The organism is Thermosipho ferrireducens, from assembly GCF_017358165.1.
In the GTDB taxonomy this organism is placed as follows: Bacteria; Thermotogota; Thermotogae; order Thermotogales; family Fervidobacteriaceae; genus Thermosipho_B; species Thermosipho_B ferrireducens.
On sequence record NZ_CP071446.1, the window covers coordinates 1,228,797 to 1,244,812 of the forward strand.

Consider the following 16,016-nt stretch of genomic DNA (forward strand, 5'->3'; position numbering starts at 1 on the left):
CTTGTGAAAAGGTTAACTAAAAGGAGGTGTTGTTGGTGTATATTGAAATAATTGATATTAAAGCTCGTGAAGTACTTGATTCCCGTGGAAATCCTACTGTGGAAGTTGAGGTTATGCTTGAAGACGGTTCTATTGGAAAGGCTATTGTTCCATCAGGAGCATCTACAGGAAAGTTTGAGGCTCTTGAACTTAGAGATGGTGAAAAAGATAGATATTCTGGGAAAGGTGTATTAAAAGCTGTTAAAAATGTGAATGAGGTTATAGCACCAAAACTTCTTGGTTTTAACGCATATGATCAGGTTGGGCTTGATAAAACGCTTCTTGAAATTGATGGCACAGAAAACAAGAGTAATCTTGGGGCAAATGCAATTCTTGGAGTTTCAATGGCTGTTGCAAGAGCTGCTGCAATATCTCTGGGATTACCTCTTTATAAATATCTTGGAGGGGTAAATGCAAAGGTGTTACCTGTACCTTTTATGAATGTTATTAACGGTGGGCAACACGCGGATAACAATCTTGATATTCAGGAATTTATGATAGTTCCTGCTGGTGCACCTACTTTCAGGGAGGCTTTAAGGTACGGAGCAGAAACATTTCATGCCTTGAAAAAAATTTTGCATGAGTCAGGTCATGTTACAGCTGTTGGAGATGAAGGAGGCTTTGCGCCTAATCTGAATTCAAATGAGGAGGCTATTCAGGTACTTATTCAGGCTATTGAAAAGGCAGGTTATGTACCTGGTAAAGATATTTACATAGCATTGGATGTTGCAGCAAGTGAGTTTTATAATGAAGAAACAAAAAAATACCATATAGATGGTGCTGATAAGAATGTTGAAGAATTAATAGAATATTATGAAATGCTTATTGACAAATATCCCATAATATCCATTGAAGATCCATTTGATCAGGAAGATTGGGAAGCTTATAGGGAATTTAATTCAAAAGTTGGGAATAAAGTTCAAATTGTTGGTGATGACCTTTACGTTACAAATGTAAAACGGCTTGCAAAAGGAATTGAGATTAAAGCTACAAATTCAATTCTTATAAAACTCAATCAAATAGGATCTGTTACAGAAACTCTTAATGCAATTGAGCTTGCAAAAACCAATAATATGACAAATGTTATTTCTCACAGATCTGGAGAAACTGAAGATACATTTATTGCAGACCTTGCAGTTGCAACAAACGCTGGTATGATTAAAACAGGTTCACTTTCACGAAGTGAAAGAATAGCAAAGTACAATCAACTCCTTAGAATAGAGGAAGAGTTAGGAGAGGTTGCTGAATATAAAGGTTTAAACGCTTTTTACTCGATTAAAAAGTAAGGGTTATGTTCTGGTAGATGATAAAATCCCCCGATTTCGGGGGATTTTGTTATAATTATAAATTTTTTACTGCTTCAAATTTTTCCTGATCTGCCACATGTAAATAGATACTTGTTGTGCTGAGATTTGAATGTCCAAGTAATTCTTGAACAACTTTTACACTCACGCCTTTTCTAATTAAATGTGTTGCATAGGAATGTCTTAACGTGTGAGGATGCACATCTTTTTTTATTTCAGCTTTTTTTGTAGCGCTTTTTAACCATCTAAATATTGTTGAAGGATGAATGTGTCCAGAATTATTTTCAAATAGAAAAAAAGTTGGATTGTAATTGTTCAGGTATTTTTCGATTAATGGAATTATTTTTTCCGGGAGTGGGACGAGGCGATCTTTTTTCCCTTTTCCCATTTCAACCCTTAAAAATGGAGGGGAAAGTGATATGTCAGTCAATCTCAGGTTACACAATTCACCGATTCTAAGTCCAGCGTAATAAAGAAGACTTATAGCAGTCTTTTTTTTCAACTCTTTTTCTTCGTCAAAAGATTTCAGTATGTTTTGTACTTCTTCTTCTGATAAAAAGTCGGGAATTTTTCGTCTTACACGCGGATGCCTGATCCGTTCCATAGGATTGAATTTTATAATACCAGCAAGTTCAAGATAGCTAAAAAAGGTACTCAGGCTGGACATGTATCTTGAAATAGTGGACTCTCGCGGGCGAATTCCTAAAAGTTCTCCCCGTGAAAGAGCTTTAATAAAGTTTTCTACATCCTGTCTTATTATTTCCGAAGGTGCTTTTTGTATAAAATTAAAAAATTTTTTGACATCCTTGATATAGGCTTTTAGAGTGTTTTCTGATACTCTCCTAACATGTTCAAGATAATCTTTAAAAAGTTGGATTGTTTCATCATTTATCACGGAGACCACCCCATTTTATAGAAGATTTGCCAGATATTTTCCAGTTAATGATTTTTTGTTCTTAACAATTTCTTCAGGAGTTCCAGTTGCAACTATATATCCGCCGTCATCTCCACCGTAAGGACCGAGATCTATTATATAGTCAGCGGTTTTAATTACATCAAGATTATGTTCAATGACAATTACTGTATTACCTTTGTCTACAAGTCGATTTAATACTTCTATTAGTTTTTTTACGTCTTCAAAATGTAAACCCACAGTAGGTTCGTCCAGGATATATACTGTATTGCCAGTTGCCCTTTTTTTTAGTTCAGAAGCCAGCTTTATTCTCTGGGCTTCACCACCAGATAAAGTAGTTGCAGGCTGTCCGAGCTTTATATAGCCAAGTCCAACATCATGAAGTAATTGTAGTGTATTTTTTATAGAAGGAATGTTTTTAAAAAATTCAAGTGCTTCATCGATAGTCATATTTAGAATATCGGATATGTTTTTCTCTTTATAAACAACTTCCAGAGTTTCACTGTTGTATCTTTTTCCATTGCAAACGTCACATTCTATATATACATCTGGTAAAAATAGCATCTCAACTTTTATTACTCCCTGTCCTTGACAGTTTTCGCATCGTCCGCCTTTCACGTTAAAGCTAAATCTTCCCGGTGTATAGCCTCGAGCTTTTGCTTCAGGTGTCATCGCAAATAGCTTTCTTATTTCATCAAAAACTTTTGTATAAGTTGCAGGGTTGCTTCTTGGTGTTCTACCAATTGGTGATTGATCAATTGCTATAACTTTATCTATGTTTTCTAATCCTTCAATTTTTTCATATTTTCCAACGGGAAGTTTTGATTTGTGAAGATTATTCATAAGTGCAGGGTATAAAGTATCAACAATTAGTGAACTTTTCCCGGATCCAGAAACACCTGTAATACATATAAAAGTCGCGAGGGGAAATTTCACATCTATGTTTTTTAAATTATTGTGCTTTGCACCCTTTATTGTAAGAAATTTTCCTGTGCCTTTTCTTCTGTTTTTTGGAACTTCTATTTTTCGAATACCTTTTAAGTATTGCGCAGTTATTGAACGGTTGATTTCTTTGAATATTCCCTTTAAATTTCCCTGATAAACAACTTCGCCACCCGCTGTTCCTGCGTGCGGACCTATATCTATTATATAATCCGCATTTTTAATAACTTCCTCATCGTGTTCAACTACTATTACCGTATTTCCAAGGTCTCTTAGTTTTTTAAGAGTTTTTATCAGACGTTCGTTGTCAATCTGATGAAGTCCTATTGTAGGTTCATCCAGCACATAGGTTACCCCTGTTAATCCAGAGCCAATCTGTGTAGCAAGTCTAATTCTCTGAGCTTCTCCACCTGAAAGTGTCTTTACATTCCTTGATAAGGTGAGATATCCCAGTCCTACTTCTATTAAAAAAGAGAGACGTTTTTCCAATTCTTCCAACAATTCTTTTACTATTTTTATTTTTTTTGAAGGTAGTTTATTTTTTAACGATAAGATGAAATTATATTCTTTGGATATTGAAAGGTTTGTAAAGTCAATTATATTAAGCCCATCAATGAGTATAGATAATGCTTCTTTTCTCAAACGCTGGCCATGACACTCATGGCAGGTTTGTTCTATAAAGAAATTTTTAACGAGCCACTCTCTTGAATCTTCAGAAGTATATTCATCGTATCTTTCTCTGACAATTTCAATAAGTCCTTCAAAATAGCTTGTACCATAGAGAATGGCTTCTCTTGTATCTTCCGGTAATTCTTTAAAAGGTTTCTTTAAATCTCCTCCATATTGATTTACTATTTTTACAATCCTTCTTGTTATCCAGCCACCCTCTTTATGTCCTATGCGAATAGCTTCTAAAACGGGTTTGTTTTTGTCGATCACACGGTTTTCATCCACTTCCAGCGTAAATCCAAGGCCATGGCAGCGCTGACAGGCTCCATATGGACTGTTGAAAGAAAATAATTTTGGTGTAACTTCAGGTATAGAAATTCCACATACAGGGCACATCATTTTTTCTGAATAAATATGTTCAACATTGTTTTCTATTTCTTTTATTAAAACAAAGCCATTTCCTTCTTTTAACGCCAGTTCAACCGATTGAAAAATCCGGTGTTTCAATTCATTCAGGTTTTGTAGTTTAATCCTGTCAATTACTAAATTTATGTTATGTCTGACATTTTTATTAAGGTCTGGAACTTCTTCTAATCTATAAAGTGTTCCATCGATTTCAATGCGGAGATAACCTTTTTCCATAAGCTTCTCGAATATATCCTTAAAACTCCCTTTTTTTTCACGCGCAATGGGAGCTTCTATATATATTTTTTTTCCTTTGAAATGTTCTATTATATTTTCTACGATTTCATCAATGGTTTTTACTTCCAGTTGCCTTCCACAAATATAACAGTGGGGAGTGCCAGCTTGTGCGTACAGAACTCGTAAATAGTCGTATATTTCTGTGACAGTACCGACAGTGGAGCGCGGGTTGTGTGAAACACTTTTTTGATCTATAGCAATTGATGGAGATAAACCTTCTATGGAATCTACTTCCGGTTTTTTTAATTCTCCAAGGAACTGTCTTGCATACGATGAAAGACTTTCTAAATAGCGTCGTTGCCCTTCGACGTGAATTGTATCAAGTGCAAGTGAGCTTTTACCTGAACCAGACAGACCAGTTATGACAGTGATTTTATTTTTCGGAATTTGAACATTTATTCCTTTTAGATTGTGGATTTTTGCACCCTTTACAAATATATAGTTCATCGATTTTTCCTCCTATATGTAACAGATATGGTTATCACGATATCTATAATTATTTTAACATTAAAATAGAAAATAATGGATTGTTCAAAAAAGGGGTGTTTTTAACGGAAGGAAAGAATAATTATATTTCGGTAAGATTTTGAAGCCTTTCAATTTGCTTTTTCAGGATGTTTGCCAGTTGATAATTTTCACTTGCTAAAGCTTTTTTTAATCTTTGTTGTAGAAAGTAAATCTGGCGGGAATTTATATCTTTTGTTAGTCTTAATTTGGTTAATTCGTCACCTTTAAATAAGACAGTTTGAACGGCAAGCGGCATCAAAGTCAAAATTTCAAGGGTATTTTTTGTAAAATTATTGCTGTTAGAGAAAATCTCTTCAGCAAAATTAGTATGGGCGTTTAAAAGTTCAATACCTGCTTTTGTGTATTCTGCCACATCATATTTTAGCGTTTCAACCACGCATTTTTTACAAAAAACTATGAGTTTTTCTACGCCATCAATTATAACTTTCTGATAGTAGTCACTGTTGCCATTACATCTTGGACATTTCACTTTGCCACCTCAAAAGAATTGTATTTATTCATTGCTTTATCAACGCTTTCGGAAATTATCACTCTTAAAGCTTCTATAGAAACATTTAATACTTTATCTAAAATTTGTAATTCTTCATCTGTAAAATTGCTCAGTACGTAGTGTACTACATCTTCTTTTTCAGGTTTTGGTCCTATACCTATTCTTATTCTTATGAATTTCTCTCCGATAGCATGAATAATAGACTTTACACCATTATGTCCTCCAGCAGAACCTTTTTTTCTTATTCTTATTTTTCCAAGAGGTAAATCCAAATCATCGTACACTACTATTATACCACTATAATTTTCAATTTTTATGAAATCAAATATTTTTCCACTTAAATTCATATAAGTCATAGGTTTTACTAATTTTACATCTTTATCCTCAATTTTTATCTTTGAATAAAGATAATTGAACTCTCTCTGCCAGTGGCTTGATAGCCTATCTAAAAACATAAAGCCCACATTATGCCTTGTAAAGGCATAATGTGGGCCAGGATTTCCAAGACCAACAACTAAAACCAAGTTATTCCTCTTCCTCTTTCTTGCCCTTTTCTATAACTTCTGGTTCGACTTCTTCTTCTCCTGCAGGTGCTTCTTCAACTTCGACACCTCTTGGAACTGCGATTGTCACTATTACTTCTTCTTCTGGTATTTCTGGGGTCATACCTTCTGGAAGTTTTAAATCTCTTACATGTATTGATTCTCCAAGGCCGAGATTGGTAACATCAACTTCGATTTTTTCAAGCACAACGTCTGGCAAAGTCTTTACTGGAAGTTCATGGTGAATCACTTCGAGTATTCCGCCTTTTTCTGTCCCAATAGCTTTTCCCACAATCTCAAGAGGAATCTTTATGCTCATCTTGTGTCCCTTTTCCGGGGCGTAAAAGTCAATGTGTTTTACCTCATCTGTAACCTTGTCGTACTGGACGTTTTTGATGAAAACGTCATGAGCAAGTACTTCTTTTCCGTTTTCATCTTTCACTACAAGGTTAATTAAACTGGATTCAGTGATTTCATGAAGGAGTTTGTTTAAAATGCGTCTGTCAATGGCAATAGCCAATGGTTCTATGTCTGGACCATACACTACACCTGGTATAAGACCCTGACGTCTCAACCTTCTTATAGCCCTCTTTTTACCCACTACAGCACGGGTAAGGGCTTCTACCTTGGATGCGTTTGTCATAAATATACCTCCTCTTTTTCTATTTTTAAGGGTTTATTATTGTCTGAACAAAATACTTACTGATAAATTTTTTCGAACTCTTACAATTGCTTCTCCAAGAAGCGGTGCAAGAGAAACAACTTCGAAGTTCTCCGGTAAATTTTCATGGTAAATAGAATCACTAATATATATTTTTTCTATATCAGAGTTTTTAATTCTTTCTTTTGCGTCGTCTGACAGTACAGGATGAGTTATACACGCAATTACTCGCTTTGCTCCATTCTTTTTCAACGCGGCGGCCGCGTTAACTAAAGACCTGGCTGTATCAACTATATCATCAACAATTATAGCGGTTTTTCCTTCAACTTCACCTATTATATTTAAAATCTCTGCAATATTATCTTTTGGTCGTCTTTTGTCCAGAATCGCGAGAGGACCACCTAATCTCTCTGCGATCTGTCTTGCCCGTTTTACTCCACCGACATCGGGAGATACAATGACGTAATCTTCTTTTGTTATTCCACTTTCTTTTAAAGTTTTTGCAAATATTGGAAAACTCCAGAGATTGTCAAGAGGTATATCAAAAAAGCCCTGTATTTGTTCAGAATGTAAATCTACAGTCATTACACGTGTTGCACCCGCTATAGTAAGAAGGTTAGCTACGAGTTTTGCTGTTATAGGATCTCTTCCTTTAGCTTTCCGATCCTGTCTGGCGTATCCATAATAAGGGATAACTACCGCAATACTATTGGCGGAAGCTCGTTTTAAAGCATCTATCATTATCAGCAGTTCCATAAGATTATCATTAACAGGTGGACATGTTGGTTGTATGATGAACGTGTCGTGACCTCGCACTGTTTCGCCAATCTTAACGTTGATTTCCCCATCAGCGAACCTACCTATTTCGCAATCTGCAAGTCTTGAGCCTATATAATTTGCAACTTTTGTGGCAAGAGCTCTATTAGCATTACCAGAAAATATTTTCATTTCATTTTTCTGAATTTGCATTTTTGTTATCCTCCCTTTTATGCTTTACCCAGCCTTCTTTGTTGATTTGCCGGGCACGCCCAAGAGCTAAAGCGTTATCCGGGACATCTCTGGTAATTACAGAACCGGCCCCAACAATTGAATTTGCGCCTATTCTAACAGGGGCTACTAATGAACTGTTGCTTCCTATAAATGCGTTATCCGCTATAAACGTTGGGTGTTTTTTACGTCCATCGTAATTGCAGGTTATAGTTCCTGCTCCTATATTTACATTATTTCCTATAGTAGTATCACCCAGATAAGATAAATGTTGAGCTTTACTATTATTCCCAACGAATGTTTTTTTAGTTTCGACAAAATTCCCAATTTTTACATTCAAAGACAGATGCGTGCCTTCTCTTAGTCTTGAGAATGGTCCCACAGAAACGTTGTTGTCTATAACACTTTTTTCAACTTCTGATCTTATAATTTTAACGTTATTTCCTATTGTTGAGTCTTTTATACGGGTCATGGGACCAATGACACAATCTTCACCTATGGTCGTATCACCTTCAATGAAAGTCATTGGGTATACAACTGTATCTTTTCCAATTTTTACAGAGACATCTATGTAAGTATTTTCAGGATCTATTATTCTCACACCTTCAAGCATTAATTTTTCATTTATTCTTTTTCTAATTTCTTTTTCTACATAAGCAAGTTGAACCCTGTTATTTATTCCAGAAATCTCAAATGTATCTTCTACAGTAACTGTTCCTATATTATTTGCAAACAACAAAATATCTGTTAAATAGTACTCTTTTTGAGCGTTATTGTTTTTAATTTTTTTAATATTTTCAATTAAAAATCTTCCATTAAATACGTATATACCTGTGTTTATTTCACGGATTTTCGCTATTTCATCTGTTGCGTCTTTATCTTCAACGATTCTAATTTTTTCCCCTCTTAATATCCTACCATAACCGCGAGGATTGTCCAATATAGCTGTCAATATGGTAACATCCTTGTTACCTTTCACATGAGTTTTTTCCAATGATTTTAAAGTTTCGATTGTTATGAAAGGAACATCTCCATAAAGAATTAAAAAATTATCGTCTGGATCTATAAAATCATACGCACACATAACAGCGTGGGCAGTTCCAAGCTGTTTTTCCTGGTAAAATGTTTTAATATCATCTTGAATAACATCTTTAATGTATTCAGCGCCGTGACCTAATACTACAGCTGTTTCTCCAAAATTTTTAGCTGTATCGATAACCCAGTTTATCATGGGTTTGCCGAGAATAGGATGAATTACTTTTGGATATTTAGATTTCATTCTTTTTCCTAAACCTGCGGCTAAAATCAGAACTCTCAACATGCTCACCCCTTTTTATGGTTAATTCCCGCAAGAACACAGGAATAATTAGTAAGCCAAAAAGATATCCCATGTTTCCATATTTAATAGCTCCAATCATGGAAATACCTATTCCAATTGTTGCAAAAAAAGGTATGCTCCAGATAACCTTCTTTGAAAGATCATAAAGAACTGAAAGAAAACTTCCGTAAAAGAGAAAATTTAATCCAGATGGTTTGTATCCGTTTACTCTGGAAAGAAATGAAAGTGCCATCATTAAAACGAAAGTCAAGCTTAAAAAAGTCTCCAGTCTACTGTTTTGACGCCATAAATAGTAGAGACCAAGAGCTATTAAAAAGAAATAGTAAAATGATTTAGTAATGATGTATAGTACAATAGCGCTTCCTATGGAAAATAAGAAAAATGACATTGTTTTTCACCCTTTCCTTTAAACAATAAAAGGGCCCATAAGATGGGCCCCATTGAAACAATAAAGATTACTTTCTATTTTTGATAGTAGCCTGTGCCGCTGCAAGTCTTGCAACAGGTACCCTATATGGTGAACAGCTTACATAATCAAGACCAGCTGCATCGAAAAAGAGAATGGATCTTGGGTCTCCACCATGTTCACCACAAACTCCTACTTTTAGATCATTTCTTGTACTTTTACCTCTTTCTGTACCGAGCTTTACTAATTGCCCTACACCTTCCCAATCTAAACTTTTAAATGGATCGTGTTCAAGAATACCTTTTTCAAGATATTCTGGCAAGAATTTTCCAACGTCATCTCGGCTGAATCCAAATGTCATCTGAGTAAGGTCGTTGGTTCCAAAGCTGAAAAATTCCGCTTCTTGTGCAATTTGATCTGCAGTGATGGCAGCTCTTGGAATTTCAATCATTGTACCAACCTTGTATGTTAAATCTATATTTGCGTCTTTTATAAGTGAGTCAGCTGTTTCTACAACTACTTTTTTAACGTATTTTAATTCGTTTATGTGTCCCACAAGAGGGATCATTATTTCCGGGATAACGTCTATTCCTTCCTCTTTTTTGAGCTCAATTGCAGCGGAAATTATAGCTTTTGTTTGCATAACTGCAATTTCTGGATATGTAATGGTTAACCTACAGCCCCTGTGACCAAGCATTGGATTTAATTCATGGAGTTGTTCCACTACAGATTTTAATTCATCTACACTAATTCCTATTTGTTCAGCTACTTCTTTCATCTGTTCTTCGTCATTTGGAAGGAATTCGTGAAGAGGAGGATCAATAAGTCTTATTGTAACAGGTAAACCTTTCATTGTTCTGAAAAGGCCTTTGAAATCCTCTTTTTGAAGAGGAAGAAGTTCTTCAAGTGCTGCTTCACGTTGTTCTTTTGTTTTTGCTACAATCATTCTTCTTACTTTTGGGATTCTATCTTTCTCAAAGAACATATGTTCAGTTCTACAAAGTCCGATGCCTTCTGCACCAAAATCTCTCGCTACTTTTGCATCTCTTGGAATATCAGCGTTTGTTCTTACACCAAGTCTTCTGATCTCATCGGCCCAGCTTAAGAGTTCTGCAACAGGACCTTCAAGCCCTTGTGGCTTTACAGTGGTTATTTTACCAAGGTACACATTACCTGTTGTTCCATCAATTGAGATCCAATCTCCTTCTTTTACCGTTACACCATTGACACGGAATTCCAGAGCATTTTCATCAACAACTATTTCTTCGGCACCAACAACGGCGGGTTTACCCATACCTCTTGCAACAACCGCAGCGTGAGATGTCATTCCACCGCGTGCAGTTAAAATACCTTCAGCTGCATTCATACCTCCAACGTCTTCTGGGCTTGTTTCAGGTCTAACAAGAATTACCTTTTCGCCTTCAGCTGTTTTTTCCTCCGCCTTTGCTGCGTCAAAATATACTTTTCCTGTAGCTGCACCCGGAGAAGCTGGCAATCCTTTTGCTATTACTTTAACATTTTTCAACTCGTTTTCGTCGAATTTTGCGTGAAGAACTTTTTCTATATCTTCAGGTCTTACTCGCATTACAGCCGTTTCTTTATCAATTAAATTTTCATGAACAAGGTCAACAGCAATTTTAATAGCAGCCTGACTGGTTCTCTTTCCGTTTCTTGTCTGGAGCAGGTAAAGTTTGCCTTTTTCTATAGTGAATTCTATATCCTGCATATCTTTATAATGCTTTTCGAGCTTTTCCATGATATTAAGAAGTTCGTTATAAACAGATTCATTGAATTTTTTCAATTCTTCCAATGGAACGGGAGTTCTTATACCTGCAACCACGTCTTCACCCTGTGCATTTTGTAAAAATTCTCCATAGGGTTTCTTTTCACCGGTGTTTGGATCTCTTGTAAAACAGACGCCAGTTCCACTGTCTTCACCCATATTACCAAAGACCATTGTAACAATATTAACAGCAGTTCCGAGTAATTCTCCTTCCTTAATATTGTTAATTTGTCTGTATTTAATAGCTCTTTCGTTCATCCATGAGCCGAATACAGCGTCAATAGCGGCCCATAGTTGTTTATATGCGTCTTGTGGAAATTCTTTCCCGTGTTTTTTATAAATTTCTTTATAATCTTCTACAAGTGCTTTTAAATCGTCTGCATCAAGTTCAACATCAAGTTTGACTCCTTTTGCTTCTTTTCTTGCCTCTAATGCCTTTTCAAATTCAGCGTGTGGAATACCAAGTGCTGTGTCACCAAACATTTGCAAAAATCTTCTGTAAGCATCATATGCGAATCTTTTATTGTTAGTTAATTTTGCAAGACCTTCCACTGTTTCATCGTTAAGACCAAGATTTAATATTGTGTCCATCATTCCAGGCATTGATACAGCAGCACCTGATCTAACTGAGACAAGAAGAGGATTGTTTGGATCTCCAAGTTTTTTACCGGTAACTGATTCCAGTTTCTTTAGGGCTTCATCCACTTCCTGTTTCAATGTTTCAGGATAAGTTTTTTCATGATCATAATAGTATTTACAAACTTCAGTGGAAATAGTAAAGCCAGGCGGAACAGGTATTCCAAGATTTGTCATTTCTGCAAGATTGGCGCCTTTACCGCCAAGAAGTTCTTTCATTTCAGCTTTACCTTCGGCTTGTCCGTTGGCGAAAAAGTATACCCATTTTTTTGACATCGTTACACCTCCTCAGATTCGGAAAGTTAAGTATCGGTAATATTTTAACATATCAGGATATCAGTTACGATTAATAATTGATAATTATATTTTTCTATTTTGTAACGATAGTTAATTTGAAAAATTTCAGAAACATCAAATTAAAAAAATGTGGAAATCACAAACGATTTCCACACATATTAGCAAAAATTTTTGTTGCAGCTTTGGCATGAAAATTGTGCCAATTAGATTTAAAGAGAAAGAATTTCGTATTCATTTTTTAATATATCTACAAAAAGTATTTTGTTTACTAATGCGTTAGAAAGATCTCCTTTTAATAGTTTTATGGTCTCATTAACCTGTAAAGAAGCAGTTATTATTACTGTGGGTGGAAAAACCTGTGGCTTGTTTTTCGTTGTAATACCAAAGTAAATTTCTTTGAGACTTTTTGTTTTTCCAGGGATAATTACAGTCACTTGAGCTCTGTATTCTTCAACTCCCCCATGAACAAAAGGGATACCTTTCTTTTCACACCAGCTTTCTAAAATAAATCTACTTTCAAAGTTGTCAAAGCAATCAATAACTATATCTATATTTTTTTCTAAATTAAAATTTTCATCAATCTCGTCAATAATGCTTAAAATTTCACATGATGGGTTTATGGAAAGTAATCTTTCTTTGGCAATTAAAGCTTTATGTTTTCCGAGGTCTTCTCTTGTGTATAATATTTGTCTGTTTAAATCTGGGGGATCAACAATCTTTGGATCAACAATTGTTATGTTGCTAAATCCCAATCTCACTAACAATTGAAGCACAGTGCTGCCCAATCCACCAGCTCCGGCAACCAGAACGTTTGTTTGACTTATTTTTTCCATAGTTTCTTTGCCTAATAGTTTTTCATGTCTTGATGTGTCAAGCATTATCCACCACCTACCGGCATTATGATTTGTAATTCCCCATCTTCAATGTTTTCCTGTTTTAAAATATTTTTTCCGTTGTTATGAACCACTACGGATGTTTTCATCTCTTTACCGTTGTCATCGATAACCAGAAACGTTTTCATATTTTCTTTGTCGATAATTAGTTTGATCTTTTTCCCGATTTTTTCCCCAGCCTGTTCTAAAATATTTTCTAATGTGTCGAAGTTTACTTCTATTTCTTTTATTCCTACAAAATATCGTATTCCACCTACAAATTTCACTATCATAGTTTTATCACCTCACTATCTATAAGTTAAAACCAAGCCCTGTCATTTTTTGTACATTCAATTTTTTTCTAAGTTCACTTTCAGAAATACCCGATTTTTTTGCAAGGATTTTCAGAGTTTTTTCTATATCCCATTTTGCCTGTTTAACAGCAGCTGAAACAATGTCATACCCAAAAATTTTTATAAGCGGGGTCAAATTTGAAAATGACGATTCAAGATTTTTTTCACATTTTTGATGGTTTACTTCTATTTTATCGATATATTTTGTTAATGCATCGCAGGCATTTTTTAAGAAATAAAGAGATTTTAGAGTGTAATGAACTATAATTGGTACAAATTGGTTTAATTCCAGATTTCCAAGGGAACAAGCGCTTGTTACAATAACATCGTTTCCAAACACCACATGAGAAAGCTGCATAACATATTCCGGAATTACTGGATTAATTTTTCCAGGCATTATGGAGCTACCTATTTGTACTGGTGGTGGTATTAATTCTCCAATAGCGGTGTGCGGACCACTTGACAATAGCCTTATATCGTTGGAAATTTTGTAAAGGTTAACGGCAGCAGATTTTAGTAAACCGTGGATTTCTGAGAAGACGTCTAAATTTTGTGTCATGTCAATTAAGTTTTCAGCTTTTGCTATTTTTACACCGGTTACCTGTCTGGTAATTTCTACAATTTTCAAGATGTAATCTTTTGGTGCACCAACGCCTGTTCCAATGGCAGTTCCACCTAAATTAACGCTTCTAATTCTTTCTTCAACTTTATTTAATCTCCACCTATCTCGAGCTAATGCGTCGGCCCATGCTCCAAATTCCTGCCCTAACATAATTGGGGGGCCATCCATAAGCTGTGTTCTTCCAACTTTTCTTATGGTATAATACTCTTTTTCTTTTTTTTGAATGATTTCTTGAAGTTTTATAACTGCCTGTATTAATTCTCTGAGCCTTAATATAACAGCTATTTTGCCCGCTGTTGGAAATGTGTCATTTGTGGATTGATGAAGATTTACGTGGTCAAATGGATTTACGAAATAACTTCCCAATTCTTTTCCAAGAATTTGGGAGGCACGATTTGCGATAATCTCATTAATGTTCATGTTGACTGCTGTGCCTGCACCACCAGAAAGTGGATCTACGATTATGCTCTTTTTTAACGTTTCCCATTCGTCGCATGCTTGAGTTATAGCATTTGCAATGTTTTCGGGTAAATAACCTAACTCTTTGTTTAGAATAGCTGCGGCTTTTTTGATCATAAAGTATGCCCATATGAATTTTTCATCAAACTGTTCGCCAGTTGTTGGAAAATTTTCAGTAGCCCTTTTCGAATTAATACCGTAAAAAGCGTTATCAGGTAGTTCAACTTCACCAAGATAGTCTTTTTCTTTTCTCATAATTTTTCACCACCTAAAAGTGGTTTCACCGCTCTGCTTAAAACTCCGTGAAGATAAGAAATGACTACCCCGTAATTTGTCATGGGAATTCCCAAACGTTTTGACATTCTGACGCGGCGCATCATGGCGTTTCTATTCATAACGCAACCACCACAGTGGATTATTAATTTTGCACCTGTAAGTTCTTCGAGTTCTGGCATATCAACACCTGCCCAGATTTTGAACTCCAGACTTGCTCCAGTATGGTTTATAAGCCATCTTGGAATCTTTACACGACCTATATCTTCTGTAAGAGGTCTATGGGTGCATCCTTCCATTATTATGACTTTATCACCGTCCTGGAGTTTTTCTATTTCTTTTACACTTTCTATAAAGTACTGAAGATCTCCTCTGTATCTTGACTCCAGTATAGAAAAGGTAGTAAGTGGAACATCTTCTGGAATGTCTGAGACTACTTTCATGACACTTTGAGAGTCTGTAACCACAAGTTTTGGAGTAATGCCAATATTTTCTATTGCATATCTTAATTCGCGTTCTTTTACAACTAACACTAACGCCTCTCTATCCAATCCTTCCCTTATAGCATGGACCTGTGGCATTATAAGTCTTCCTTTTGGAGCTCCAAGGTCAATTGGGACTACAAGAACCACAAGGTCTCCGCCATCTATCAGGTCAGAAAGGAATGGAATCTCGTCATCTGTGGGGATTATTTTTTTTAAAGTTTCAGCAATATTGTTTAGTCCTTTTTTTTCTTTTGCAGATACTATTAGTACAGGAACGTTGTACTTTTTTATGTACGAATTGGCGATTTCTTGAGAATTATCCTTTAATATATCTGCTTTGTTTACAACAATCATAAAAGGAATTTCCATTTCCAAAAAAAGTTTTGCTATTTTGTCTTCATATTCTGTGGGATAAGAGTCAACTATTAATATACTGGCATCTGCTCTATAAAGACTTTTTTTGGCCTTTTCGATTCTTAATTTACCAAGCGATCCGATATCATCTAAACCTGGTGTGTCAATGAAAGTAATCGGACCAAGTGAAGTGAGTTCCATACTTTTATAAACGGGATCTGTTGTTGTCCCGGCAACTTCACTAACAATTGAAACATTCTGCCCGATCAAAGCGTTCATAAAGGAAGATTTTCCAACGTTTCTCCTCCCGGTAATAGCTATGTATTTTCTAAATCCACCACTTGCAATCATTATCTCACC

At 35.5% G+C, this 16,016-nt stretch carries 14 protein-coding genes; 1 reads left to right on the plus strand and 13 read right to left on the minus strand.

Annotated elements, in window-relative coordinates:
* The first annotated feature begins 35 nt into the window (after positions 1-35).
* Entirely contained in the window at positions 36-1,325 is a 1,290-nt protein-coding gene (eno, locus tag JYK00_RS06135; protein ID WP_207566043.1) for a phosphopyruvate hydratase, read from the plus strand.
* 55 nt (positions 1,326-1,380) lie between these two features.
* Here the strand turns inward: eno and xerA are convergent, their stop codons facing one another.
* From xerA to hydF, 13 genes are all read right to left on the minus strand, one after another.
* Entirely contained in the window at positions 1,381-2,238 is an 858-nt protein-coding gene (xerA, locus tag JYK00_RS06140; RefSeq protein WP_228288128.1) for a site-specific tyrosine recombinase/integron integrase, read from the minus strand.
* A gap of 15 nt (positions 2,239-2,253) precedes the next feature.
* Complete coding sequence (uvrA, locus tag JYK00_RS06145; protein WP_207566044.1) at positions 2,254-5,016, minus strand: excinuclease ABC subunit UvrA; 2,763 nt, start codon at positions 5,014-5,016, stop codon at positions 2,254-2,256.
* Between the two features lie 121 nt (positions 5,017-5,137).
* The gene (locus tag JYK00_RS06150; protein WP_207566045.1) at positions 5,138-5,566 is read right to left on the minus strand and encodes a hypothetical protein; all 429 of its coding nucleotides are present in this window, start codon (positions 5,564-5,566) and stop codon (positions 5,138-5,140) included.
* Entirely contained in the window at positions 5,563-6,111 is a 549-nt protein-coding gene (gene pth, locus JYK00_RS06155) for an aminoacyl-tRNA hydrolase (protein ID WP_207566046.1), read from the minus strand. The genes JYK00_RS06150 and pth overlap by 4 nt, the downstream gene beginning before the upstream one ends.
* 1 nt (position 6,112) lies before the next feature.
* The gene (locus tag JYK00_RS06160; RefSeq protein ID WP_207566047.1) at positions 6,113-6,772 is read right to left on the minus strand and encodes a 50S ribosomal protein L25; all 660 of its coding nucleotides are present in this window, start codon (positions 6,770-6,772) and stop codon (positions 6,113-6,115) included.
* 36 nt (positions 6,773-6,808) lie between these two features.
* Positions 6,809-7,759, minus strand: coding sequence for a ribose-phosphate pyrophosphokinase (locus JYK00_RS06165; protein WP_207566048.1), 951 nt, complete (start codon positions 7,757-7,759; stop codon positions 6,809-6,811).
* Entirely contained in the window at positions 7,740-9,095 is a 1,356-nt protein-coding gene (glmU, locus tag JYK00_RS06170) for a bifunctional UDP-N-acetylglucosamine diphosphorylase/glucosamine-1-phosphate N-acetyltransferase GlmU (protein ID WP_207566049.1), read from the minus strand. Before glmU ends, JYK00_RS06165 begins: the two co-directional genes overlap by 20 nt.
* Positions 9,046-9,504 carry a hypothetical protein gene (locus tag JYK00_RS06175; RefSeq protein ID WP_207566050.1) on the minus strand — a complete coding sequence of 153 codons (459 nt, stop codon included), beginning with the start codon at positions 9,502-9,504 and terminating at the stop codon, positions 9,046-9,048. Before JYK00_RS06175 ends, glmU begins: the two co-directional genes overlap by 50 nt.
* A 67-nt stretch (positions 9,505-9,571) precedes the next feature.
* Positions 9,572-12,217 (minus strand): pyruvate, phosphate dikinase, encoded by a 2,646-nt coding sequence (ppdK, locus tag JYK00_RS06180; protein ID WP_207566051.1) that lies wholly within the window; start codon positions 12,215-12,217, stop codon positions 9,572-9,574.
* Between the two features lie 230 nt (positions 12,218-12,447).
* Complete coding sequence (locus tag JYK00_RS06185; RefSeq protein ID WP_207566052.1) at positions 12,448-13,116, minus strand: HesA/MoeB/ThiF family protein; 669 nt, start codon at positions 13,114-13,116, stop codon at positions 12,448-12,450.
* The gene (locus JYK00_RS06190; RefSeq protein ID WP_207566053.1) at positions 13,116-13,403 is read right to left on the minus strand and encodes a hypothetical protein; all 288 of its coding nucleotides are present in this window, start codon (positions 13,401-13,403) and stop codon (positions 13,116-13,118) included. Before JYK00_RS06190 ends, JYK00_RS06185 begins: the two co-directional genes overlap by 1 nt.
* 19 nt (positions 13,404-13,422) lie before the next feature.
* The gene (locus tag JYK00_RS06195) at positions 13,423-14,799 is read right to left on the minus strand and encodes an aspartate ammonia-lyase (RefSeq protein ID WP_207566054.1); all 1,377 of its coding nucleotides are present in this window, start codon (positions 14,797-14,799) and stop codon (positions 13,423-13,425) included.
* Positions 14,796-16,007, minus strand: a complete 1,212-nt coding sequence (hydF, locus tag JYK00_RS06200; protein ID WP_207566055.1) for a [FeFe] hydrogenase H-cluster maturation GTPase HydF — start codon at positions 16,005-16,007, stop codon at positions 14,796-14,798. The genes JYK00_RS06195 and hydF overlap by 4 nt, the downstream gene beginning before the upstream one ends.
* Positions 16,008-16,016: the final 9 nt, after the last annotated feature.

What these genes read in the sequence shown, in the direction of transcription:
- JYK00_RS06160 (WP_207566047.1), bottom strand. Translation starts at nt 6,772, where the DNA reads ATGACAAACGCATCCAAGGTAGAAGCCCTTACCCGTGCTGTAGTGGGT.
- JYK00_RS06185 (WP_207566052.1), bottom strand. Translation starts at nt 13,116, where the DNA reads ATGCTTGACACATCAAGACATGAAAAACTATTAGGCAAAGAAACTATG.
- JYK00_RS06195 (WP_207566054.1), bottom strand. Translation starts at nt 14,799, where the DNA reads ATGAGAAAAGAAAAAGACTATCTTGGTGAAGTTGAACTACCTGATAAC.
- JYK00_RS06165 (WP_207566048.1), bottom strand. Translation starts at nt 7,759, where the DNA reads ATGCAAATTCAGAAAAATGAAATGAAAATATTTTCTGGTAATGCTAAT.
- uvrA (WP_207566044.1), bottom strand. Translation starts at nt 5,016, where the DNA reads ATGAACTATATATTTGTAAAGGGTGCAAAAATCCACAATCTAAAAGGA.
- hydF (WP_207566055.1), bottom strand. Translation starts at nt 16,007, where the DNA reads ATGATTGCAAGTGGTGGATTTAGAAAATACATAGCTATTACCGGGAGG.
- JYK00_RS06175 (WP_207566050.1), bottom strand. Translation starts at nt 9,504, where the DNA reads ATGTCATTTTTCTTATTTTCCATAGGAAGCGCTATTGTACTATACATC.
- JYK00_RS06190 (WP_207566053.1), bottom strand. Translation starts at nt 13,403, where the DNA reads ATGATAGTGAAATTTGTAGGTGGAATACGATATTTTGTAGGAATAAAA.
- ppdK (WP_207566051.1), bottom strand. Translation starts at nt 12,217, where the DNA reads ATGTCAAAAAAATGGGTATACTTTTTCGCCAACGGACAAGCCGAAGGT.